Genomic DNA, 23,046 nt, shown 5'->3' with positions numbered 1-23,046 from the left:
GAATATATGTTAGATATACTGGCTTTTGGAGCTCACCCTGATGATGTGGAAATTGGAATTGGGGGGACTATTGCCGTTCATACCGCAAAGGGTTTCCGCTGTGGAATTGTGGACCTTACTCAAGGGGAGAGAGCCAGTCATGGAACTCCGGAGGAGAGGGCTCGGGAGGGGAAAGAGGCAGCCCGGGTATTGGGAGCAGAGGTGAGAGAATGTGCAAATCTTCCCGATGCTTTTATAAAAAGCGATGATAAATCTAAAAAAATAGTGATTGAACTAATAAGAAAATTTAGGCCAAGAATCGTCCTATGTCCATATTATGAAGACAATCATCCTGATCATATAAATGGTTCTCTGCTGGTAAAAGAAGCCTGTCACCTTTCTGGCCTATTAAAATACCCGGCTGAGGGAAAGGCGTATCGTCCTTCTAAAATATTCTATTATTTTTTAGGTAAAACTGCAAATCCAACGCTGTTAATTGATATCAGCAGTCAGGTGGATAAAAAATGGCAGGCAATTGCCTGCCATTATAGTCAGTTTGCTCTTCCTTCAGAATTCAGGGTGGAAACTGAGGTTAATTCCCCGTTATTTATTCAATATCTAAAAAGCAGAGACCAGTTTTTTGGGTCTTTTATTAAAGCTCCTTATGCGGAAGGCCTGGTTCCTGAAGGCAAGGTATCTTTACCGGATTTATTTTTAGGGGAGGGAAAGTAAGTGAAAATAGGAATGCTCTGTTACCCCACCCACGGTGGAAGTGGTGTGGTGGCTACGGAACTTGGAAAATCTTTAGCAGAAAAGGGGCATGAAATTCATTTTATCAGTTACCAGAAACCCTTCCGACTTCAGGGATATCATCCCCAAATTTTTTTTCATGAAGTAGGAGCTTTAGATTATCCTCTTTTTCAGCACAACCCTTATGTCTTAGCCCTGGTTAACAAAATTGTGTCCATAAGCAGAGAGGTAGGTCTGGATATACTTCATGCCCATTATGCCATTCCTCACTCTCTATGTGCCTATCTGGCCCGCCAGATCGTAGCAAATATTACATTAAAGGTTGTAACTACCCTGCACGGCACAGATATTACCCTGGTGGGGAGCGATTCTTCTTTTCGAGAGATCACCGCCTTCAGCATTAATCAGAGCGATGCGGTGACTGCAGTTTCTCACAGCCTGAAAGAAGAAACTGTTAAATTTTTTCCAGAGTGTGGTGAACCACAGGTTATTTATAATTTTGTAGATACTGCTCTGTATAAACCAGGAGACAAAAACCGGTGCCTCTTACATTATCGAAAAGGGAAAGAAAAGATCCTTCTTCATATTTCCAACTTTCGATCTGTTAAAAGGGTTTTTGATGTCATTAAAATATTTTATAAGGTTCATCAGGAATTACCTGCCCGGTTGTTTATGGTAGGAGATGGCCCGGATCGGGATGAGGCTTCCATGTTGACAGAAGAGCTAGGGATAAAAGACAAGGTTCATTTCTTAGGAAATCACGATGAAATCTTGGAAGTACTTCAGGGAGCTGATGTTTTATTGATGCCGTCTGAAAAAGAAAGCTTCGGGTTGGCAATTCTGGAGGCCATGTCCTGCGGGGTGCCTGTGGTGGCTTCCCGGGTTGGAGGAATCCCTGAAGTGATTAATCACGGAGAAACAGGACTGCTTTATCCGGTTGGAGATGTTGAGGGAATGGCCGAGGGCTGTCTTGAAATTTTTACCCGGTCTGAAGTCTGCCATAGATTTTCATATCAGGCCAGAAAAAGAGCCGTAGCGATGTTTGATTCATCTGTAATAATTGAACAGTACGAAGAATTGTACAGAACAGTACTGTAAACTATGTTAAGAATGGAATACTTACTTTATGCTGCTGAATTTTCTTAACCTCTTAGGGAACTGGTTTTAGCAAGCTTTAAAATCGGGGAATCAGGTGAAGACTTTACTCCACCTGATTAAGATCCCCACTTACGTTAACGCTTAGAGGTGGGGGTCTTATACCCTAAAAAAAGAGAAAAAGCGAAAAAAAAATAATATTTTTGTATTCATTCTTTAAAATCAATTATTGTAAGGAGTAAAGCAGATGAGGGAAATTGACTTTGCTGTTCAAGAGCTTGAGAATGGAAACTACATAGAAGGAGAGAAAATTCTACTTTTTATTTTAGAAAATGACCCCGAGAATATAGAAGCATTATATAATTTAGGTATCTGTTATAGTGAAATGGGTAATTACAAAGAATCAATTTTGATACTTGAAAAATGTGTAGACTTAAATCCTTTTATAACAAATGCAGTTGTTGCATTAGGTTTTTCATATTATAAAAAGGACTTATATGAAAAAGCGATTAATGTTTTGCTTCAAGCCTTAGCATTAGAACCAGATAATTTTTTTGCTTTAAAAAATTTAGGCGCGGTTTATAGAAAAACAGGTGATAACAAGAGGGCAATATTTTATCTAGAACAGGCAAAGGCAATAACACCTGGATCACACCAAGTAATTTTGGCTCTGATGCAAGCATATGAGGATAGTTATTTATTTGAAGAAGCAAAACATATTTGCTTAGAAATAATAGAATCTTCCGCTGATGAGAGAGTGAAGAACTATGCATTAGCAGCTTTAACTAGAATAAGTCTAAAAGAAAAAAATGGATAAATACCTATATAAAATACCTTTTTGAAAGAGGTTGATTTTATAAGCTAAATATGTTATATTACCTATTGTAGCAAATATATCGGGGCGTGGCGCAGCTTGGTAGCGCGCTTGACTGGGGGTCAAGAGGTCGGAGGTTCAAATCCTCTCGCTCCGACCATAATATTATTGATTATTAAAGGGTTTCTGTTATATGCCAAGTATAACAGAAACCCTTTTGTTGGTGCTGCTTATTAGTTTGTCCTGCTATCATTTAATAATTAAGGTGGCAAAAATTTATATCTAAGCGAGAAGATCTCTTCATTGCATGAGTCCAAATATTTTACTTCAATCGGTAATTTAGGATAGATAAAATAGGTAATAACTGATATGATAATTTTGTGTAATAATTTATTAACAAAAATATATTTAGGGGGTTCATTTTATGAAAAGAACATTATGTACAGGCCTTATGTTGATGCTGTTACTCGTTTTGCTTGCAGGTTGTGGTGAGAAAGAAGTAATTACAGATCTTTCGCAATTGGAAAGTAAAATATTTGCGGTTCCAACAGGTACGGTAGCCGATGAATTGGTACTATCAAAATTTCCAAATGCTGAATTTCAGTATTATAACACCGTTCTTGATTGTGCTTTAGCCGTAAAATCGGAAAAAGCGGATGCAGCTGCTTACGATGAGCCTATTTTAAAAAATATAGCTGCAAAAAATTCTGGGCTTAAAGTTTTGCCAGATATGATTACATATGATAATTATGGTTTTGCAGTAGAGCTTACCAATGAAGAACTGAAAAAAGTGATTGATGAGGTTGTTTCAGAACTCAAAGCAGATGGGACTTATGATGATATGATGAGCCGCTGGCTGCCTGAAACAGGTGACCCTGCCCCTATGCCGGAAATTGAGTTGACCGGCACAAAAGGAACTTTAAAGTATGGAACAGCTGCCATAACCGAACCTTTTTCTTTTATTGACGGTTCACAAAAAGAAGTGGGTTTTGATATTGAGCTTGCCATGTATATTGCACAACGACTTGAAATGGATTTAGAAATTATGAATCTGGATTTTGGTGGTTTAATACCAGCACTTACGTCTGGAAAAGTTGATATGATTGGTGCTTGTATTACAATTACCGAAGAAAGAGCTAAAAGTGTATTGTTCAGCGAACCCTATTACGTCGGTGGTATTGCTGCATTAGTTAGGGAATAGGTAACTGATTTAATGAAAAAAATAATAATTCTCTTATTGACTATAATTTTATTCACGTTATTTTTTACTCCTAAAGTCTGGCATTCACCTGAACAATTGGCTTATGGGGATACAGCTATTGCAGTCAATAAAGGCAACGAACAATTACTTATGGCTATGGGTGAAATTATTCTTGAGCCGAAAATTTCATATCCTATGGTTACCCTTTTGTTTTTTTCAGGTATTAAAGACGGAATTTATAAAAATATTATTTTTGAGAACAGATATTTACTTATTATCAATGGTCTAAAAACTACGATTATCATTTCCGTCTTAGCATGTCTTTTTGGAACTCTCCTTGGTGGACTTATTTGTTTAATGCGCATGTCAAAGCAGAAGGTTCTTATTATTTTGGCCAGGATATACATATCCATTTTGCGAGGAATGCCGGTGCTGGTTCTTCTGATGTTGATATTTTATGTAGTATTTGCATCCGTAAATATTAGTGCTGTTTTGGTGTCAATTATCGCCTTTGGCATGAACTTTGCCGCTTACGTATCGGAAATGTTTAGAACGTCTATTGAAGGCATAGATAAAGGACAATATGAGGCAGGAATTGCCGGAGGGTTTAATAAGTTTCAGACTTTTTTATATATTATTATGCCCCAGGCGATTCAACAGGTGCTTCCCGTTTACAAAGGGGAGTTTATCTCCATGGTCAAAATGACCTCAGTTGTGGGTTATATTGCAGTGCAGGATTTAACCAAAGCAAGTGATATTATCCGCAGCCGGACCTATGATGCATTCTTTCCGCTGGTTATGGTAGCGATACTATACTTTGTAGTGTCTTGGTTATTAACTCTTTCGCTGGACTATATCTCCTTACAAACTGATCCAAAATCTAAAAGAAGGAAGGTGAGCAAAAGTGATAAAAGTTACCCATCTTTCAAAAAAGTTTGGAGAGCTTGAGGTCTTAAAGGATATAAATTGCGAAATAGAAAAGGGTGAGGTAATTTCCATAATCGGTCCATCAGGAACAGGTAAAAGCACACTTTTGCGCTGCCTTAACCTTTTAGAGGTACCTGATAGCGGCAGTATTGAAATTGATGGTGAAGATATTTTAGCAAAAGGTGCTAATGCGCCAAAATTACGTCAAAAAATGGGGATGGTATTCCAATCTTTTAATTTATTCGCTCATCTTTCAGTGCTGGAAAACTTGACCATCGGCCCTGTTAAGTTGCTTGGAAAAAGTAAGGAAGAAGCGGGTGAAAATGCTTGCGAACTTCTAAAAAAGGTAGGTCTCTCAGAAAAAGTAGATAGTTTTCCTGATGAGCTTTCCGGTGGACAAAAGCAGAGAGTGGCCATTGCCAGGGGTCTGGCAATGGATCCGGAAATAATGCTGTTTGATGAGCCTACATCAGCCCTTGACCCCACTATGGTAAGTGAAGTATTAGGGGTTGTCCGCCGTTTAGCTAAAGACGGAATGACAATGGCTATTGTAACACATGAGATGGAATTTGCCCGTAATGTTTCCAGCAGAATCTTCTATATGGATGAAGGTCTTATATATGAAGATGGACCATCACAGGAAATATTTAATAATCCCAAAAAAGAAAAAACAAAAATATTTATAAACAGAATTAGAAAATTCGAGTATGAGATTAAAAATAAGGATTTTGATTTTTATGGAATGAATGGGGAGATAAAACAATTTTGCGAGAAATATTTGCTTCCTAAAATTGTACACAATACTATGCTGCTTACGGAAGAGCTAATTTTTCTTTTTGAGCCCCCTTTAACCCTAATGCTTGATTATTCGGAGATATCAGATAAAATTATGCTTACACTAAGGAGCTCTGGCGAGTTAATAAATCCATTAACAGCTAGATCAAAAGCCGATGATATAAGCCGGGCAATTATTAATAACCTGGCAAAAAACATAGAAGAGCAAAGGTTAGCTGAACAAAACCTTTTAACTATGGAAGTAAAAATGATTCCACATAACTCAAGAACTTATCTTTAATAATGTAGGACAAACATAGTATCTGTTGGTAATCTTGAATTATGTCTAATAGAGGTTAAGAAAGAAGAATTACAATTGAGCAAAGTCTTAGTAATTTTCCATTAAAGCTTGACAATAAAATGTTACCGTGTTATTATAACTCTTGTCCGAAAAAAAGGACGTGTTCTTTGAAAACTAAACAGGACTCACTAGACTCTGGTTTTTTTATAAATCATGAGTCAAAAAGTTTTTAAGCCAAGAAGGCGATTTATTGATGAATCATTAATAAATCCCTTTCAATTCCTAATAACGACCGATTCAAAATTGGTAGGGATAAATAGTTCTTATCACGGACAAAAGGTCAGCGTTACGAAGCAAAGGCAGACGAACTGGTTAAAATCCTCTAAGACCTTCGGGTAAGAGGTTCAATAATAACTGGAGAGTTTGATCCTGGCTCAGGACGAACGCTGGCGGCGTGCCTAACACATGCAAGTCGAACGGGGTGCAGCATCTGGCTTGCCAGAAGCTGTTACCTAGTGGCGAACGGGTGAGTAACACGTGGGCAACCTGCCCAAGAGACTGGGATAACAGTTCGAAAGGACTGCTAATACCGGATACCCTATAAAGGAGGCATCTCCATTATAGGAAAGGATTTATCGCTCTTGGATGGGCCCGCGTCCCATTAGCTAGTTGGTGAGGTAACGGCTCACCAAGGCTCCGATGGGTAGCCGGCCTGAGAGGGTGTACGGCCACACTGGGACTGAGACACGGCCCAGACTCCTACGGGAGGCAGCAGTGGGGAATATTGCGCAATGGGGGCAACCCTGACGCAGCGACGCCGCGTGAGCGATGACGGCCTTCGGGTTGTAAAGCTCTGTCAAGGGGGAAGACCAAAAGACGGTACCCCTGGAGGAAGCCCCGGCTAACTACGTGCCAGCAGCCGCGGTAAAACGTAGGGGGCGAGCGTTGTCCGGAATTACTGGGCGTAAAGGGCGTGTAGGCGGTTAAGAAAGTCAGCTGTGAAAACCCAGGGCTTAACCCTGGACCTGCAGTTGAAACTTCTTAACTTGAGTGCAGGAGAGGAGAGTGGAATTCCCGGTGTAGCGGTGACATGCGTAGATATCGGGAGGAACACCAGTGGCGAAGGCGACTCTCTGGCCTGTAACTGACGCTGAGGCGCGAAAGCGTGGGGAGCAAACAGGATTAGATACCCTGGTAGTCCACGCCGTAAACGATGGGTACTAGGTGTAGGGGGTTTAGATACCTTCTGTGCCGCAGTTAACACATTAAGTACCCCGCCTGGGGAGTACGGCCGCAAGGTTGAAACTCAAAGGAATTGACGGGGGCCCGCACAAGCGGTGGAGCATGTGGTTTAATTCGAAGCAACGCGAAGAACCTTACCAGGACTTGACATATACCTGACGCAGCTAGGAAACTAATTGTTTCCCTTCGGGGACGGGTATACAGGTGGTGCATGGTTGTCGTCAGCTCGTGTCGTGAGATGTTGGGTTAAGTCCCGCAACGAGCGCAACCCTTGTCCTTAGTTGCCAGCATGTAAAGATGGGCACTCTAGGGAGACTGCCGGTGACAAACCGGAGGAAGGTGGGGATGACGTCAAATCATTATGCCCTTTATGTCCTGGGCTACACACGTGCTACAATGGCCTGTACAACGGGTTGCGAAGGGGTGACCTGGAGCTAATCCTATAAAGCAGGTCTCAGTTCGGATTGCAGGCTGCAATTCGCCTGCATGAAGTCGGAATCGCTAGTAATCGTGGATCAGCATGCCGCGGTGAATACGTTCCCGGGCCTTGTACACACCGCCCGTCACACCACGAAAGTCTGCAACACCCGAAGCCGGTGGAGCTAACCGTTTACGGAAGCAGCCGTCGAAGGTGGGGTAGGTGATTGGGGTGAAGTCGTAACAAGGTAGCCGTATCGGAAGGTGCGGCTGGATCACCTCCTTTCTAAGGATAATCAAACCCTGGCACAGCCAATAAACGGTTACACCGTTTATGATACTACCGTGAAAACGGGCCAGAGTTTAAAGAACTAAACCTGACAACGACGTTTAGGGTATAGTTAAAGGGAGATATGAGTAAAAACATTACTCTCTCTCCAAAATCCTTAGCGTTCCGGTAACCCCGGAATCAGCTAGGTGTGTGTAACAAAATAGTGAGTCCTGCTTAGTTTTCAGGGAACAACAGAACCCTGAAATGAAAAAGTTTTATAGTAAGTAAATAGCATTATTGTTCTTTGAAAACTGAACAGCGGAAACGAAGATTTAAGTAAAGTCAAGTTAGAAAGAGCGTACGGTGGATGCCTAGGTGCCAGGAGACGAAGAAGGGCGCAGCGAGCTGCGATAACCTTCGGGTAGCCGCAAGCAGGCGATAATCCGAAGGTTCCCGAATGGGGCAACCTAATGCGGTAAAGCCGCATTAAGCTGGGGCCAAAACCATTAACCCCAGCTGGTGAGACCCGGGGAACTGAAACATCTTAGTACCCGGAGGAAAAGAAAACAATAGTGATTCCCTTAGTAGCGGCGAGCGAAGGGGGAAGAGCCCAAACCTGTACCGTGTTAAATCCTGCCGGAGTTGCGGTATAGGGGTTGTGGGGATTGCTTTTTGACTGGCGGCAGCCATTCAGAGGAGTCAAAAACCTTGAGTTTAGTCGAATCTACTGGAAAGTAGAGCCACAGAAGGTGAAAGCCCTGTAGACGAAAAGCTCAAGGCTCCTCAAGCGATTACCCGAGTAGCGCGGGACACGTGTTACCCCGTGTGAATCAGGGAGGCCCACCTCCCAAGGCTAAATACTACCTGGCAACCGATAGCGGAGCAGTACCGTGAGGGAAAGGTGAAAAGCACCCCGGAAGGGGAGTGAAATAGAACCTGAAACCGTATGCTTACAAGCGGTCAGAGCCCTATTGGAGTTTACTCCAAGGGTGATGGCGTACTTTTTGTAGAACGGGCCGGTGAGTTACGATCAGCAGCAAGGTTAAGGCACTCAGTGCCGAAGCCGCAGCGAAAGCGAGTCTTAATAGGGCGACTATTAGTTGCTGGTCGTAGACCCGAAACCGAGTGATCTACCCATGGCCAGGGTGAAGCTCGTTTAAACGCGAGTGGAGGCCCGCACCCACCAATGTTGAAAAATTGGGGGATGAGCTGTGGGTAGTGGTGAAATGCTAATCGAACTCGGAAATAGCTGGTTCTCCCCGAAATAGCTTTAGGGCTAGCCTCAAGATAAAAGAATCGCGGAGGTAGAGCACTGATTGGGCTAGGGGCCCTACAAGGTTACCGATCTCAGTCAAACTCCGAATGCCGCAGATTTGTTTCTTGGGAGTCAGACTATGTGAGATAAGTTTCATAGTCAAGAGGGAAACAGCCCAGACCGTCAGCTAAGGTCCCTAAATTCAGGCTAAGTGGAAAAGGATGTGGAATTGCCCAGACAACCAGGATGTTGGCTTAGAAGCAGCCACCATTCAAAGAGTGCGTAATAGCTCACTGGTCAAGTGATTCTGCGCCGAAAATGTAACGGGGCTAAGCCTGATACCGAAGCTACGGCTTATTGGAGGTTAGAAGTTAGAGGTTGGAAATTGGAAAAAGATTAGAGGTATGAGTTGAGCAGTCAAATTAGACGTTCAGCCGTCAGTATCCCATTAAATATCGCCAAGAATACGATATATTGGGAAAGCAGCTAAAGTGAGCTGATACAAACCTGGCGAAAGATCTAACCTCCAACATCTAACTTCTAACCTCCAGTAGGGGTAGGGGAGCGTTCCATACGCATAGAAGCTATACCGTAAGGAGTAGTGGAGTATATGGAAGTGAGAATGCCGGTATGAGTAACGAAAAGGCGAGTGAGAATCTCGCCCGCCGCAAGCCTAAGGTTTCCTGAGGAAGGTTCGTCCGCTCAGGGTAAGCCGGGACCTAAGCCGAGGCCGAAAGGCGTAGGCGATGGACAACTGGTGGATATTCCAGTGCCACCTTTATCCGTTAATAGCGAAGGGGTGACGCAGGAGGGTAGGTACAGCGCACCGTTGGTTGAGTGCGTCTAAGCGTGTAGGTAGCAGGGATAGGCAAATCCGTCCCTGTGTTGATCCGAGGCGCGATGGGGAGCGAAATTTAAGTAGCGAACTGGCTGAACCCACACTGCCGAGAAAAGCCTCTAGTCAGGATAAAAGGTGCCCGTACCGCAAACCGACACAGGTAGGCGAGGAGAGGATCCTAAGGCGCGCGGGAGAACCCTTGTTAAGGAACTCGGCAAACTAACCCCGTAACTTAGGGAGAAGGGGTGCCCCATTAGGGTGAGAGGACTTGCTCCTTTAGCCTGAAGGGGTCGCAGAGAATAGGCCCAAGCGACTGTTTACCAAAAACACAGGTCTCTGCTAAGTCGTAAGACGAAGTATAGGGGCTGACGCCTGCCCGGTGCTGGAAGGTTAAGGGGAAGGGTTAGTGAGTTTTTCGGAACTTGCGAAGCTCTGAACTCAAGCCCCAGTAAACGGCGGCCGTAACTATAACGGTCCTAAGGTAGCGAAATTCCTTGTCGGGTAAGTTCCGACCCGCACGAAAGGCGTAACGACTTGGGCGCTGTCTCAACAAGGGACCCGGTGAAATTGTAATACCTGTGAAGATACAGGTTACCCACGACAAGACGGAAAGACCCCGTGGAGCTTTACTGCAACCTGATATTGGATTTTGGTACTGGATGTACAGGATAGGTGGGAGGCATCGATATGTGGGCGCCAGCCTGCATGGAGCCACTGTTGGGATACCACCCTTTCAGTATTGGAATTCTAACCTTTGGCCGTGAATCCGGTCTAGGGACAGTGTCAGGCGGGCAGTTTGACTGGGGCGGTCGCCTCCCAAAATGTAACGGAGGCGTCCAAAGGTTCCCTCAGCGCGGTTGGGAATCGCGCGTAGAGTATAAAGGCATAAGGGAGCTTAACTGTGAGACCGACGGGTCGAACAGGGACGAAAGTCGGGCTTAGTGATCCGGTGGTTCTTAGTGGTAGGGCCATCGCTCAACGGATAAAAGCTACCCCGGGGATAACAGGCTTATCTCCCCCAAGAGTCCACATCGACGGGGAGGTTTGGCACCTCGATGTCGGCTCATCGCATCCTGGGGCTGTAGTAGGTCCCAAGGGTTGGGCTGTTCGCCCATTAAAGCGGTACGTGAGCTGGGTTCAGAACGTCGTGAGACAGTTCGGTCCCTATCTGTCGTGGGCGTAGGAAACTTGAGGAGGTCTGTCCCTAGTACGAGAGGACCGGGATGGACGGACCGCTGGTGTATCAGTTGTTCTGCCAAGGGCATAGCTGAGTAGCCAAGTCCGGGAGGGATAAGCGCTGAAAGCATCTAAGCGCGAAGCCTTCTCCAAGATAAGGTTTCCCATCCGTAAAAGGAATAAGACCCCAGGAAGAAGACCTGGTTGATAGGCCGGAAGTGTAAGAGCAGTAATGCTTTCAGCGGACCGGTACTAATAGGTCGAGGACTTGACCTTTAAAAAATTTGTTTCCGCTGTACAGTTTTGAGAGAACAACTCTTTCAATATATTAAGTCTGCAGAATAAATTATCGTGAACAATTCGATTGAAAATCGTGTGAACGGAATTTATTCAAAGACAACCTTTTCTGGTGAAGATAGCGGAGGGGCCACACCCGTTCCCATCTCGAACACGGAAGTTAAGCCCTCCAGCGCCGATGGTACTTGGGACGCGAGTCCCCGGGAGAGTAGGTCTTCGCCGGAATTAATTTTAAAAAGAGGATCCTTACAATTACGTAAGGGTTCTTTTTTTATTTTCGCTGTTTACGTTTCAGCCAGAGCTCTTACTATAAAAACTTGTTTGCCTTATGGAAGGAATTCTGGGCTTTTCACTTCTGTAATCGTAAGCTGTCCCCGAAATTTCTCCGAAATTCCCAAATAATTAAGTAAACTGTCCCCGAAATTCAGTAATTAAGTAAACTGTCCCCGAAATTCAGACATGAGCATTACTATCAAAGTCATATTGTTTAAGCTGCAAGTCTGCGGAAGAATCAAGTGAACAGTTCGATTTAAAAATCAGAAGTAAGTACAGATTCCTTATAAGCTGCAAGTCAGTGGAATGAATCTGTGTGAACAGTTCGATTGAAAATCGTGTGAACACGGATTCATTCCACTGACGAGCTCTCTATAAGGTAAACATTAGTTCCATTACAAAATCGTGTGAACGAAATTTATTCAAAGACAACCTTTTCTGGTGAAGATAGCGGAGGGGCCACACCCGTTCCCATCTCGAACACGGAAGTTAAGCCCTCCAGCGCCGATGGTACTTGGGACGCGAGTCCCCGAGAGAGTAGGTCTTCGCCGGAATTAATTTTAATAAAGGACCCTTTACATAATGTAAAAAGGGTCCTTTATTTTTTTCTTTAGTTGACGTGCCTAAAAAGGAAAAATCCATAACCGCAAAGGTAAGGGGAACAAAAATTTGTTCCCCTTACTTATTGAGGATCGTACATTCCATTGTTTATCATGTAATTAGAAATACCCTCCCCATGCTGTTGTTCTTCCTTTTGAATATGATTAAGAGCCTGACGCATCTTGGTGTCTTGAAACTCAAAGATAGCAGTATTGTAAGTATCTGATACATATTTTTCGGTCATAAGTAAGTCGTTACAAAGGGCAGCATCTTTCTGTCTATCAGATTTGTTCATAGTGGGGTCTATTTGATGTTCTTGCGGCTGGTTTTGCTGCTGCCCTTCTATTTGGTTCTGCTGCTGATTCACGTCAGGAACCTGTCCCTTGAGCATTTGGTTTACTGTGTCTAAGTGCTGCTGTTCTTGCTGAGCATAAGAGTTAAATAGTTGTTTTAATTGAGGGTCTGAAGCCTGGTTGGCATAACTTTTATACTTTTGTATACATATTTCTTCGTGGGTTTTTTGGTCTTGTAAAAGTAGTTTCTCCTTTTGCGTAAGTTGTACTGTCAAAGTTAACACATCCTATCCCTTGTTATTTGCATTTAGTTTTTTCAGTAAGGGCAGTTTTATACAATAATGAAATAGGATTTGTGAAAAAAAAATATGAAATGTCGGTAGATACAAACCAATAGTTTTGCATTTTTTGTCGCTATTACTGTTTTGGGGGGAGTTTTGGGAGAAATTTGGGAGAACAATCTGATAAACTTTTGTTTTACAAACGATTGTTTTTATCCAGAGAGGGTAATTCTTAAAAGCTAAGTGGAGGTAAATAATTATTAGGTGGTGAAAGAAATGGCGCTTAAAATTATGGAAAAGATTAAAAACATTGGAAGAAATATTGGTGTTTTAGATGAAGTTAATATTTCGAACCCAATATCAATGGAATCAAAAGAGGAAGATGTAGTCTCGGTCTCATCCGATCAAGATCATGAGGAGGAAAATGAAAAGAAAGAAGACTCTCTTAACTGCTTTCCCTTAAATGATAATATGGATAAAGCAAATTTAGACCTGGTTAATGCCGTAAACCAAATATTACGTGCACGGCAGTTTACCCAGCAAAACTTAGAGGAAATCCAGGTTCGGCTTTCGCATTCTCAGAATCAAAATTTAGTAATTAATAAAGAAATCACCTTAGTTAAGGGAATTTTAGCACAAAAAGGCAAAGAGATTAACTTATTAGAATCAAAAATATCTGATAAAAATATTAAAATAGATAGTTTAATGGAAGAAATTAGAGAAAACCAATCAAATATGTCTAATGAAATCAAGGAACTACATAAAACTATTGATATTGAACAGCAAAAATATTTAAAGTACAAAGAACAATATGAAAAAGAAAGTTTAAATCTAATAATGAAACTGAAGAAACGAGATGAAACAATTATCCAACTTGAGTCGGAAAACAATAATCTGTCAAAAGCATTTGAAAATATTCGCAAAGAAAATAAATATTTGTTAAGTATGATAAATGATTTTACAGACCGAATGTCAATGTCCTTTGAGAAAATACCAGGTCAAAAAAGCAATTATGAAAACTGAACAGCTTTCAATAGAGGAAAATAAGTTTTTTTTTGAAAAACTGTTAGAGATACGGGCTTTAAGCAATAGTAGTTTTTCTTTGTCAATCATTGGATGTATAATCTTTCAACAAGATTGTTATCCTATTGAGCTCAGTATAGATGAGCAAACTTATACACAACTAAATGAGGTTGTTAAATTTCAGCAGAATTGTAGATATAGACTTTCTTTATACAGTAGATGGGATCCATTTCGGCAGCAGCATTTTATTACAATTACTAAGATAATGGGAGAAAAAAGAGAGTCCAATTATCTTAGATGTTCCCCTGAATTTCATGATATACTTTATAAACTCCAAGGAATACAAAATATTCAACAAATTGTTTCTATAAATGAAATCAAGATTCCAGAAAATGTACCTCAAGAAACTAAAGATGTTCCAGTCAATAACAACATATCTAAGGTAAAAAGAAATGGCACCAGTCACATTATGGTTTCCAAATCTCTTCAAATATTGATGCAGGCGGGAGTATTAGCAATTTTCTTTTTCATACACTCAGTTAATGCTAGTGATGGTTTACATTATTTTAACAGCTCCTCTGTCAGTGGAGAGGAAATCATTTCAACTGCGGAAAGAGTATCTGTGGACTATGAGTTAGAAGAGTACCAACCAGAAAATCCAAAAACAGATGTAGTTGGTGATAATAAGGCATCAACTAGAGAAAAAAAGAATGATTTCGTATATCTGGAAATGGAAAAGCGATTTGAATATTGTGTTCCGGAAGGATATGTTGCGCTAACCTTTGATGATGGGCCATCTAAGTACACACGAGATATTGTTGATATCCTGGTAGAACAGGGGGTAGGTGCAACATTTTTCTTTTTGGGAAAGAATTCTGCAATGTATCCTGAAAATGTTAAGTATGCTGTATCAAATGGTATGTCCGTGGGAAATCATTCCTGGAGCCATAGTAATCTTACAAGTTTATTGCCTGTTGATAAAATAAAAGAAATAGTTGAAACTAATACATTATTATCGAGTCTTACAGAAGTTCCTATAACACTTTTTAGGCCTCCATACGGATTGTTGGATGATATCTTATTGGAAGAGATTGCAAATCAACAAATGAAGGTAATGATGTGGAACCGTGACCCAAAAGACTGGAAATTAAACGGTAAGGATAATATGATTCAATATTTTCTAGAATCAGAACCTTCTGGGGGAGTTTATGTATTACACGAAAACAGTTTAATGGTACAATCACTACCAGATATTATAGAAATCCTGAAACAAAGTAACCTGGAATTTGCAGTATTAAAGTAATTTATTGGATTTTTTAATTATAATGTTAGTTTATACATCCTTTTTCAGCTTTGTTCACATAATGTGGAACAAAGTTTTTTATTTGATTTAATTTGAAGAAAAGAAAAGGATTATGTTAGAAATTGTAGAATATTTTATCAAAATTAAATAATTCATGAAGAGGAACATAAAGGAACATAAAAATTTTCAAAATGAGCATGGACATACAATATAGACCCCAAGACATAATTGTAAATAACTATATACCTTTGGAAAGTAGTAAAGAGGTGAATCAAAAAAACGTGATAAAAGTAATCTTAATATATGACGAAAAGCCTGCTCTGAGAAAGCTTGAATATTTGCTTCAGAAGTATCCTTTAATTGAAATAGTAGGTATTTATAAAAATTCGCCAAAAGTAATAAAAAATATACAATTATTGAAGCCGCAGGCGGTTTTTATGGATATCAATGTACCAATATGTAAAGTGGTTATTGCTTCAAAAATAGTTGAATTGTGTCCTTTGACGGATATTATTTTTGTTACTGCTTATGACCAGTATGCAGTAGAGGCTTTTGAGCTTCATGCCTTGGATTATATAATGAAGCCTTTTTCAAAAGAACGACTTGACAAAACCATACAAAGGATTATTCGTAAGAATTGCAGGGAAAAACTGCAGTGTACTGAAAAAAAATTTAAGATTATAACCTTTGGAAGGTTTGAGGCAGGATGGGAGGGACAGGAGCCAATAAAGTTTCGCTCACGAAAGACCAAAGAGCTTTTTGCTTTTCTGCTTCAACATGCAGACCTGGAAATAACAAAAGATGAGATTTTAGAGGCACTATGGACAGATATCGTTATTAACAGAGCTGTACATCAACTTCACAACTGTATTTATTATATCAGAAAAACACTCCAGGACTATGGAGTTGAAAGAAAACGCATTACTATTGAAGGAAAATATAAACTTAAATTAGGTGAAATAGAGATAGACAGAACGCAGTTCATTCAAAGCATACGGAATGAGAACAGGGATTTGGAAATGTTGGAGCAAACAGAAGCACTATATAGAGGTGATTATTTAGAGGGGGATTACTGGGGAGTATGGGTTGAGGCGGAGCGGGAAAGATTATCGAAGTATTATTTTAATATTGTTTTAGAGCTGGCAGAGATTTATATACGCAGCGAAAGATTTATTCCAGCGGAGGAGCTTTTATTAAAGGCATTTAAGAAAAACCCATACAATGAAAAAGTATCAAAATCACTCATTAACCTGTATATACTGACCAATAGAAGGGCCAGTGTATTGAAGCATTACCGGGAGTATGAAAGAATTCTGAGGAAGGATTTGGGCCTTAGGCCAGACGATCAATTAAAAAAAATAATGGAAAAAATATAAATTTAGGAGGAATAAAAAATGAAACCAAAACTTATTGCTATTTTTATATTTGTCTTATTGTTTATAATTGTTTTAGTACAGAACAACTACGTTACAATAATAAATCTGCTGTTCTGGAAGATAAGCATGCCTCAGGTAATAATAATCTTACTCTCCATGATGATTGGTTTTGCTGCAGGTTATCTTACTGTTGTTTTACCTCAGAAAATAAAAAGTAAATCGATTAAAAAATAACTTGTTTAAGGATTACTCCTTAGGGGATTAATTACCTTTCATTTTGTATAAGCTTTGGGTTTGTTTTTTCCAATAATTTCGGAAAAAAACCCCTCCTTGGTTTTTGTCTGGTTGATTGGAGGCAGAGCATAAAACTTTATCTATAAGCGCCTCTTCTTTTGTCAGGGCGAAATCCATAATTTTTAACAGCTGGTCTTCATTTATTTTGTTTAAGTCTAGGGAAACAATCATGGCATTTATATTATTTTCTAAAAGATCTCTTTCAGTTAAATAAGATAAAAGATTGGATACTCTGTTCTCAAGAACTGACCTGTGAAGCAGTTCTCTTTTTCTCCAGAAGTCTATGGCGGCTTCTTCTTCTTTTTCATTGAAAGAGAATATATCTTCCTGGATCATCCAGAAGGGTTTAAAGACAGCCAGGCAGGGAGTAGAGCTGCCGGTTATCAGATAGGTGCATAATTTTTCATTCAATGAAGCAATATAGCTGCCTGTGGTGTGGTCACCTATCAGGAAACCTCCATGCATGCAAATACTTTTCAGAGAGTGTTTTGAAAATTGTTTTCCTTCAGTCCCGGCATCGTGGGACCGAAGAATTTTTTTCATGGTGTCAGCATTTATGCTGCCTTTTTCTTTTTCAAGGATGTTTTTACTGGCACTTAACCTCTGCTTAGATCCACTAAAACGAGTAATTAAGGGATTTCCGTAACACGCAGCGAAGTGAAAATCTTTTTCATTCTTGCACCATCCTTTGTCCACCGCATGTTCTACCAGGTGGGGATGGCACCGGTCATATTCTCTACCGATGGTCAGGCAGTTGGAAATGCTTTTAACATTTTTAACTTTCTCTGCGGCCCAGTATTCCCCGGCGGTTTCCAGGACCCACGCGGAATTTATATCTGCTATCAGGAAAGAGTTATGATAGGTAAAATGCTTTTCATAGCCGCAGTTTCCCCCCTGGCCATACTTACTTAACAGATCAATGATCAGGGTTAGGGCTTCTTCACTGGTTCTGCATCTCTCCAGGGCGATACGCACCATATCCATACCCAAGAGACTATCCTTCCCATATTTTTCTTTGGTGAAGACTGCTTCATTTCCAATATTTAGGCCGAATTCGTTGCATCCCATCTCACAGCCCCACATCCATGAGGGTTTTAAAAGCATGACCTCATAGGTTTCTTCGGCTTGATCTATTTCAATATAAGTACACCGGACTTTTGCACCTTGATTATAATGTTTTCGAGGAATTCTTATCATTATTAAGGGTTCATTCGGTTGGCGGTCGCTGTTTTTTGCAAAGATGACGGACCCGTCTGTTGTAGAGTTTCCCAAAGCTACCATGGTATCACACATAAAAAATTCTCCTCAGTATTAAATTTACTGTTACTCATATAAGAATTCCACACGCTGTATAAAAAGTCCTTTACTGTCATCAAGAGGATTATGATCAGGCTCTGGTGACGAATTGATGAAGTTAACTAATTTCAGGTTTTACAGTATAAGGTTATATATAATTAGAGATAATAAGAGGAAATGATTGTTTTTTTAAGCTATTGCCCTTTAAACAATAGCTATTTTTATTTAATGAAATAAATATATTAAAATCATTGACATTTTATGTACATCTGTTAAAATTTAATTTGACGTTCAAAAGGAAACTGTTTGGAACAATAATAAACACAAAGGAGGCACGTAAATGAACGCTTTAGGCCGTCATGTTTTAGCGGAGTTGTATGGTTGTACCCCAGAGGTGTTAAACGACCTAAAAAAAATAGAAGATATTATGGTAGCCGCTGCGTTAGAAGCTGGAGCTGAAATAAGAGAAGTAGCCTTTCATAAATTTAGTCCTCAGGGGGTTAGTGGGGTTGTGGTGATATCAGAATCTCATTTGGCAATTCATACATGGCCGGAACTAGGTTATGCAGCAGTGGATATATTCACCTGCGGCGATACTGTCGACCCGTGGGTTTCATGCGACTACATTAAAGTTAAATTCTGCGCTCAGAATATGGCTGCCAATGAAGTTAAGCGTGGAATTTTTGATTTTGAAGTGTCTCATAAACAGGTGGTAAACCAGTAAAGGGAGGAGAGTTTATGACTGTACCAACCTGGAAATGGTTTATTGAATATACAACCGAGACCCAGGCTCATATGCATGGAATATCAAAATACATTTATAGTGGAAAAACCCGTTATCAAACAATTGAAATTGTCGAAACAGACTTTTTTGGCCGCTGTTTAATACTGGATGGTAAAATTCAATCTGCCCAAAAAGATGAATATATATACCACGAAACCTTAATACATCCCGCTATGGTTCTGCATTCAAACCCACAGAATGTAATGATTGTGGGCGGTGGAGAAGGAGCTGTTATAAGGGAAATTTTAAAGCATCCATCGGTAAAAAAAGTAATTATGGTAGATATTGACAAGGAAGTAGTAGTTCTTTGTGAGAAATATTTACCGGAATTGAATGACGGTTCTTTCCAAGATCCCAGGGTAAATCTTTTTTTCATGGATGCCCGAAAGTATTTGGAGGAGACCGAAGAAACATTTGATGTAATATTTAGTGATTTAACTGAACCTCTTGATGATGGGCCCTCTTACATGCTTTTTACACAGCAGTTTTATGAAATTATTAATAATAGGCTTGGTGAAGATGGAATAATGGCTTTACAGTCTGGTTCTTTTAACATAAATCTAATTGACTGTCACACTGCAATTTGTAACACAATGTCTTTGGTTTTTCCTTATGTTAGTTCTTATGCCGCTTTTATACCTTCTTATGATGCACAGTGGGGTTTCACCTTGGCTTCTAAAAAAATAAATCCTGACCATTTAACGGAGAAAAGAATTGATGAGATTTTACAGGAGAGAAATATTAAAGGTTTAAAATACTATGATGGTGAGACTCACAGGCATTTGTTTTCCATTACTAAAGATGTAAGGAGCAGAAAAGAGAGAGAGAAGCGAATTATTCAGGACGACAGCCCCCTGTTTACTTTCTAGTTGATTTAATCAAGGAGGTCGCGATAATGGAAAAAACTTTTGTAATGATTAAACCTGATGGTGTTCAAAGAAACCTGGTTGGAGAAGTAATTAAAAGGTTTGAGAAAAAAGGTCTCAAGCTGGTGGCCATGAAAATGCTGATTATATCCAGGTCTTTGGCAGAGGAGCATTACAAAGAACATGTTGAGAAGCCTTTTTTTGAAGAACTTGTTTCTTTTATTATTTCTGGTCCTGCGGTGGCTATGATCTGGGAAGGTCGGGAGGCCATAAATCTGGCGAGAAATATGTTGGGGAAAACTAACCCCTCAGAGGCGGCTCCCGGCACAATTAGAGGAGACTTTGGCATTTATACTGGCAATAATGTGATACATGGTTCTGATGCACTCCAGAGTGCGGAGAGAGAAATTAATCTTTTTTTTAAAACAGAAGAGATACTAAGTTACACAAAAGATCTGAATTGCTGGGTGTATGGTCAGTAGATTATCGAGAAAACAAAATATTACATAAGAATAAGCGGCAGATTTGCCGCTTATTTGTTTGCTATGATATTTTGAACTTAAGAATCAGGTTTTTTAAAAATCATGATATATTCATGCACTTTATTTACTCTGAAGACATATGGGAACCCCAAAGGCTTTAAATTGTTGTATTCTTTCTTTCTATCCCAGATAATAATATCATCCAGCAGGAAACCAAGTTCTGTCAATTTATGAGTGAGATCCATGTGTAGAGGAAAAAAAACACTTCTTTTTCGGATATCCATTACTACTACGATACAATAAGCTGCAGGCTTTAAGACTTCTTTAACACCACAAAAAATATCCGTAAGATTGTTTAAATACTGCTGATAATTTTCTATGTTTCCAAGGTCTTCTCCCAGTTCGCCATAATTTCTAATATTTTTTTTATCTGCGCTTCTTTTTTCCCTTAACACATTCCAGTAAGGAGGAGAAGTAACACATAGATCAACAGAGTTTAGGGCCAGGTGGGTTAAAAGGTTTCTGGCGTCCTCCTGGATGATTCTATAATGATCGGAATCAAAAGACTTTAGTCTTTTCTCAGCAATTTGTATAAATTCTTTAGAGATATCAAACCCAACTGATTTTCTATTGTTTTCTGCGGAAGCCACCAGGGTGCTTCCACTTCCCATAAAAGGGTCTATAACCGTATTACCCCTGCGGGAAAAAGTTTTTAGAAGCTTTTCCACCAGGGAAACAGGAAACATGGCAGGGTGTTTTAGCTTGCTCTCTTCTGAAGTTTTACTTATATCATCCCAAACGCTTATACTGTTACGAATCCAGGTTTTACCATCTAGTTCGTTACATCGGTTTTTTGTCAGTTTGATTTTATCTTTTCCCATAATATTAATAACCCTTTTTTTGATTTTATAATATATCGGTATTAATTTACATATTGTTTCATAAATTATAAAATATTGGAAGGGAAAAGTCAATTTGCACTAAATTCATTTTACATTAATTGGACTTAATTTGTCCCGTAACCAGAAGTCTTGGGTCCAGGAAAAACAACACTATGGTACAGCAGGGAAGAATACCTCTATAACAGTAGTATGTTTGAATAACTAATATTTAAGAAAAAAATAATATTATTGCATATTAATGTATCTTATGCTATGTTTTTCTTATTATGTCCATCAAAAAATTTTTTTAAAAAAAGAGGGAGGTTTTTTTTATGGGTAAAAAGGGTTTTGGTATTTCAGTTTTCATGATTTGTATGGTGTTGCTATTATTTCTTATTGGTTGTGAATTTAGTGCAAGCACTGCAAATTTCAAAAATATTCAGGTTGCGTCAGACATAAACAAAGAAACTAATGAACCGACGGTTGTTACAAATACTTTTTCAACAGATGCTCCTATGATTTATGTTTCAGGGGATGTAGTTAACGCTCCGGATGGAACAAAAATAAAATCAAGTTGGGTTTACCTTGAAATGGATCCTGTTTTTGTTATTGATGAGGTAGAAATGACTACAAAAGATATAGATACAGGATTTGTTTTTGGTTTATCTAAACCGGATAATGATTGGCCTGAAGGAAAATATGAGGTAGAACTCTACATAGATAACAATCATGAAGAAACTGTCAAATTTGAAGTGAAATAAAAGCTGCATTGGATGTGTTAACTAATAAAATACAACAGGATTTAGGAGAATCTTAAATGAAAAGGACATTAATAACTGTAATCATATTTTTATTGATTTGTTTTCTAACTGGATGCGGTCATATTGAGGACACAAATGGAGAAAGTACTGAACTAACAACAATTTCATTAGAAAAATTATCAGGAAAAACTATAAGCGCCAGAACCAGTGGAGTTAGTACAGCTACAACCCGGAATAATATTACAATAGTCACTCAGTTTGAGGATATTGATCTGGACAGCCTTGTTATGAAGGGTGGTTTAACATCTGGAGTTAGTAGTATAATGGCAACAGAAATAAAGCAAGGGAATAGATTGAGGATTGACAGTTTTACAAGTGTTGAATCAGGAAACTTAGGTTTACTTTTAATTTCTCCAAATAATGAAGTTTTATATAACTTTGCAATCGGGGAGGAAGATTCGTGTGAAATAACTGGCCAGGAAGCAGGTATATATATGGTTAGGATGGGAGCCGAGAGTTTCACCGGAGAAATTAATCTTGCTAGAACTATTAACTTCGAATAACAGTAGTAAGATAGATTAATTCGATAGCAAGTATTAATGTAACCATTAATAGGTATTAGACTATGAAAAAGAAAAATCTCCTTAATTATCAGAAGGAGAAAGTAAGTAATTTGTGTTAAATCAACCGGGAGTGGGGGCTCTCGGTTTTTATTTATAAGATTTAAATGTTTTTAACTAAAATATCTTTTTAAAAATAATGGTGCGAGAGGAGGGACTTGAACCCTCACACCCGTACGGGCACTAGACCCTGAACCTAGCGCGTCTGCCGTTCCGCCACTCTCGCATAAATGGTGAGCCATGAAGGGCTCGAACCTTCGACACCCTGATTAAAAGTCAGGTGCTCTGCCAACTGAGCTAATGGCTCTCCTAAAACATTATAACACATTTTATAAATAATTCAATGGCTGGGGTGGGAGGATTCGAACCTCCGCGTGCAGGATCCAAAGTCCCGTGCCTTACCGCTTGGCTACACCCCAAAACAACAATTTATAGTATAACTTATTTTTCTTAACACGTCAAATCAAAAATAAAAATAATTAAACAAATTTCTACAAATCCACTACAAATCCCTACACAGACTGGGTATAAAAGATTTCATATTTTAATTTACACCCATTTATGTTAAGGTATACA

General features: G+C 39.6%; 18 protein-coding genes, 4 tRNA genes and 4 rRNA genes. 20 read left to right on the top strand and 6 right to left on the bottom strand.

Going from position 1 to position 23,046, the window contains the following annotated elements:
* The first annotated feature begins 6 nt into the window (after positions 1-6).
* From bshB1 to rrf (HUE98_RS10275), 11 genes are all read left to right on the top strand, one after another.
* Complete coding sequence (gene bshB1, locus HUE98_RS10325) at positions 7-711, top strand: bacillithiol biosynthesis deacetylase BshB1 (RefSeq protein WP_241420566.1); 705 nt, start codon at positions 7-9, stop codon at positions 709-711.
* The gene (gene bshA, locus HUE98_RS10320) at positions 712-1,827 is read left to right on the top strand and encodes an N-acetyl-alpha-D-glucosaminyl L-malate synthase BshA (RefSeq protein WP_241420565.1); all 1,116 of its coding nucleotides are present in this window, start codon (positions 712-714) and stop codon (positions 1,825-1,827) included.
* Positions 1,828-2,071: 244 nt separating this feature from the next.
* Positions 2,072-2,641 carry a tetratricopeptide repeat protein gene (locus HUE98_RS10315; protein ID WP_241420564.1) on the top strand — a complete coding sequence of 190 codons (570 nt, stop codon included), beginning with the start codon at positions 2,072-2,074 and terminating at the stop codon, positions 2,639-2,641.
* Positions 2,642-2,721: 80 nt separating this feature from the next.
* Positions 2,722-2,798: transfer RNA gene (locus HUE98_RS10310), tRNA-Pro, on the top strand.
* A 264-nt stretch (positions 2,799-3,062) separates the two neighbouring features.
* Positions 3,063-3,839: a transporter substrate-binding domain-containing protein gene (locus HUE98_RS10305; RefSeq protein WP_241420563.1), complete on the top strand. Its 777-nt coding sequence runs from the start codon at positions 3,063-3,065 to the stop codon at positions 3,837-3,839.
* A gap of 12 nt (positions 3,840-3,851) precedes the next feature.
* Positions 3,852-4,787, top strand: a complete 936-nt coding sequence (locus HUE98_RS10300) for an amino acid ABC transporter permease (protein WP_241420562.1) — start codon at positions 3,852-3,854, stop codon at positions 4,785-4,787.
* On the top strand, positions 4,744-5,841 hold the full coding sequence (locus tag HUE98_RS10295) for an amino acid ABC transporter ATP-binding protein (protein ID WP_277623664.1): 1,098 nt from the start codon (positions 4,744-4,746) through the stop codon (positions 5,839-5,841). The genes HUE98_RS10300 and HUE98_RS10295 overlap by 44 nt, the downstream gene beginning before the upstream one ends.
* A 411-nt stretch (positions 5,842-6,252) precedes the next feature.
* A 16S ribosomal RNA gene (locus tag HUE98_RS10290) occupies positions 6,253-7,786 on the top strand.
* Between the two features lie 325 nt (positions 7,787-8,111).
* Positions 8,112-11,316 (top strand): 23S ribosomal RNA (locus HUE98_RS10285).
* A gap of 129 nt (positions 11,317-11,445) precedes the next feature.
* Positions 11,446-11,562 (top strand): 5S ribosomal RNA (gene rrf, locus HUE98_RS10280).
* A gap of 485 nt (positions 11,563-12,047) precedes the next feature.
* Positions 12,048-12,164 (top strand): 5S ribosomal RNA (gene rrf, locus HUE98_RS10275).
* The 16S, 23S and 5S rRNA genes sit together here, the layout of an rRNA operon.
* 128 nt (positions 12,165-12,292) lie before the next feature.
* Here the strand turns inward: rrf (HUE98_RS10275) and HUE98_RS10270 are convergent.
* The gene (locus tag HUE98_RS10270) at positions 12,293-12,778 is read right to left on the bottom strand and encodes a spore coat protein (protein ID WP_241420561.1); all 486 of its coding nucleotides are present in this window, start codon (positions 12,776-12,778) and stop codon (positions 12,293-12,295) included.
* Positions 12,779-13,048: 270 nt separating this feature from the next.
* Between HUE98_RS10270 and HUE98_RS10265 the strand changes: the two genes are divergently transcribed.
* The 4 genes from HUE98_RS10265 (at position 13,049) to HUE98_RS10250 (ending at position 16,720) form a co-directional block, all read left to right on the top strand.
* Positions 13,049-13,807: a coiled-coil domain-containing protein gene (locus HUE98_RS10265; RefSeq protein WP_241420560.1), complete on the top strand. Its 759-nt coding sequence runs from the start codon at positions 13,049-13,051 to the stop codon at positions 13,805-13,807.
* The gene (locus HUE98_RS10260; RefSeq protein ID WP_241420559.1) at positions 13,797-15,110 is read left to right on the top strand and encodes a polysaccharide deacetylase family protein; all 1,314 of its coding nucleotides are present in this window, start codon (positions 13,797-13,799) and stop codon (positions 15,108-15,110) included. Before HUE98_RS10265 ends, HUE98_RS10260 begins: the two co-directional genes overlap by 11 nt.
* Before the next feature lie 281 nt (positions 15,111-15,391).
* The gene (locus HUE98_RS10255) at positions 15,392-16,486 is read left to right on the top strand and encodes a BTAD domain-containing putative transcriptional regulator (protein ID WP_241420558.1); all 1,095 of its coding nucleotides are present in this window, start codon (positions 15,392-15,394) and stop codon (positions 16,484-16,486) included.
* Positions 16,487-16,504: 18 nt separating this feature from the next.
* Positions 16,505-16,720 carry a lipopolysaccharide assembly protein LapA domain-containing protein gene (locus tag HUE98_RS10250; protein WP_241420557.1) on the top strand — a complete coding sequence of 72 codons (216 nt, stop codon included), beginning with the start codon at positions 16,505-16,507 and terminating at the stop codon, positions 16,718-16,720.
* Between the two features lie 27 nt (positions 16,721-16,747).
* Here HUE98_RS10250 and HUE98_RS10245 read toward each other — a convergent pair whose 3' ends face one another.
* Entirely contained in the window at positions 16,748-18,073 is a 1,326-nt protein-coding gene (locus tag HUE98_RS10245) for a C69 family dipeptidase (RefSeq protein ID WP_241420556.1), read from the bottom strand.
* Positions 18,074-18,416: 343 nt separating this feature from the next.
* Here HUE98_RS10245 and speD point away from each other — a divergent pair, with 343 nt between their 5' ends.
* The 3 genes from speD to ndk are packed head-to-tail and all read left to right on the top strand — an operon-like array spanning position 18,417 to position 20,208.
* Positions 18,417-18,800 (top strand): adenosylmethionine decarboxylase, encoded by a 384-nt coding sequence (gene speD / locus HUE98_RS10240; protein WP_241420555.1) that lies wholly within the window; start codon positions 18,417-18,419, stop codon positions 18,798-18,800.
* A gap of 14 nt (positions 18,801-18,814) precedes the next feature.
* A complete protein-coding gene (speE, locus tag HUE98_RS10235) occupies positions 18,815-19,729 on the top strand; it encodes a polyamine aminopropyltransferase (protein ID WP_241420554.1) in 915 nt (304 codons plus the stop codon).
* Between the two features lie 26 nt (positions 19,730-19,755).
* Positions 19,756-20,208, top strand: coding sequence for a nucleoside-diphosphate kinase (gene ndk, locus HUE98_RS10230; protein WP_241420553.1), 453 nt, complete (start codon positions 19,756-19,758; stop codon positions 20,206-20,208).
* Positions 20,209-20,285: 77 nt separating this feature from the next.
* On the opposite strand, the gene HUE98_RS10225 is transcribed toward ndk, so the two are convergent.
* Positions 20,286-21,182 carry a DNA methyltransferase gene (locus HUE98_RS10225; protein WP_407080259.1) on the bottom strand — a complete coding sequence of 299 codons (897 nt, stop codon included), beginning with the start codon at positions 21,180-21,182 and terminating at the stop codon, positions 20,286-20,288.
* Between the two features lie 239 nt (positions 21,183-21,421).
* Between HUE98_RS10225 and HUE98_RS10220 the strand changes: the two genes are divergently transcribed.
* Complete coding sequence (locus tag HUE98_RS10220; protein WP_241420551.1) at positions 21,422-21,850, top strand: hypothetical protein; 429 nt, start codon at positions 21,422-21,424, stop codon at positions 21,848-21,850.
* Positions 21,851-21,906: 56 nt separating this feature from the next.
* Complete coding sequence (locus HUE98_RS10215) at positions 21,907-22,413, top strand: hypothetical protein (RefSeq protein WP_241420550.1); 507 nt, start codon at positions 21,907-21,909, stop codon at positions 22,411-22,413.
* Positions 22,414-22,610: 197 nt separating this feature from the next.
* Here HUE98_RS10215 and HUE98_RS10210 read toward each other — a convergent pair.
* From HUE98_RS10210 to HUE98_RS10200, 3 genes are all read right to left on the bottom strand, one after another.
* Positions 22,611-22,696: transfer RNA gene (locus HUE98_RS10210), tRNA-Leu, on the bottom strand.
* 5 nt (positions 22,697-22,701) lie between these two features.
* Positions 22,702-22,777: transfer RNA gene (locus HUE98_RS10205), tRNA-Lys, on the bottom strand.
* Between the two features lie 37 nt (positions 22,778-22,814).
* A tRNA-Gln gene (locus HUE98_RS10200) sits at positions 22,815-22,889 on the bottom strand.
* Positions 22,890-23,046 lie beyond the last annotated feature (157 nt).

It is taken from the genome of Candidatus Contubernalis alkalaceticus, from assembly GCF_022558445.1.
In the GTDB taxonomy this organism is placed as follows: Bacteria; Bacillota; Dethiobacteria; order SKNC01; family SKNC01; genus Contubernalis; species Contubernalis alkaliaceticus.
The sequence above is the reverse complement of the archived record's forward strand: the minus strand, read 5'-3'. Positions and strand labels throughout refer to the sequence as shown.

Coding starts and splice junctions, on each gene's coding strand:
- HUE98_RS10250 (WP_241420557.1), top strand. CDS start 16,505: ATGAAACCAAAACTTATTGCTATTTTTATATTTGTCTTATTGTTTATA.
- HUE98_RS10305 (WP_241420563.1), top strand. CDS start 3,063: ATGAAAAGAACATTATGTACAGGCCTTATGTTGATGCTGTTACTCGTT.
- HUE98_RS10300 (WP_241420562.1), top strand. CDS start 3,852: ATGAAAAAAATAATAATTCTCTTATTGACTATAATTTTATTCACGTTA.
- HUE98_RS10215 (WP_241420550.1), top strand. CDS start 21,907: ATGAAAAGGACATTAATAACTGTAATCATATTTTTATTGATTTGTTTT.
- HUE98_RS10245 (WP_241420556.1), bottom strand. CDS start 18,073: ATGTGTGATACCATGGTAGCTTTGGGAAACTCTACAACAGACGGGTCC.
- ndk (WP_241420553.1), top strand. CDS start 19,756: ATGGAAAAAACTTTTGTAATGATTAAACCTGATGGTGTTCAAAGAAAC.
- speE (WP_241420554.1), top strand. CDS start 18,815: ATGACTGTACCAACCTGGAAATGGTTTATTGAATATACAACCGAGACC.
- bshB1 (WP_241420566.1), top strand. CDS start 7: ATGTTAGATATACTGGCTTTTGGAGCTCACCCTGATGATGTGGAAATT.
- HUE98_RS10260 (WP_241420559.1), top strand. CDS start 13,797: ATGAAAACTGAACAGCTTTCAATAGAGGAAAATAAGTTTTTTTTTGAA.
- HUE98_RS10315 (WP_241420564.1), top strand. CDS start 2,072: ATGAGGGAAATTGACTTTGCTGTTCAAGAGCTTGAGAATGGAAACTAC.
- speD (WP_241420555.1), top strand. CDS start 18,417: ATGAACGCTTTAGGCCGTCATGTTTTAGCGGAGTTGTATGGTTGTACC.
- HUE98_RS10220 (WP_241420551.1), top strand. CDS start 21,422: ATGGGTAAAAAGGGTTTTGGTATTTCAGTTTTCATGATTTGTATGGTG.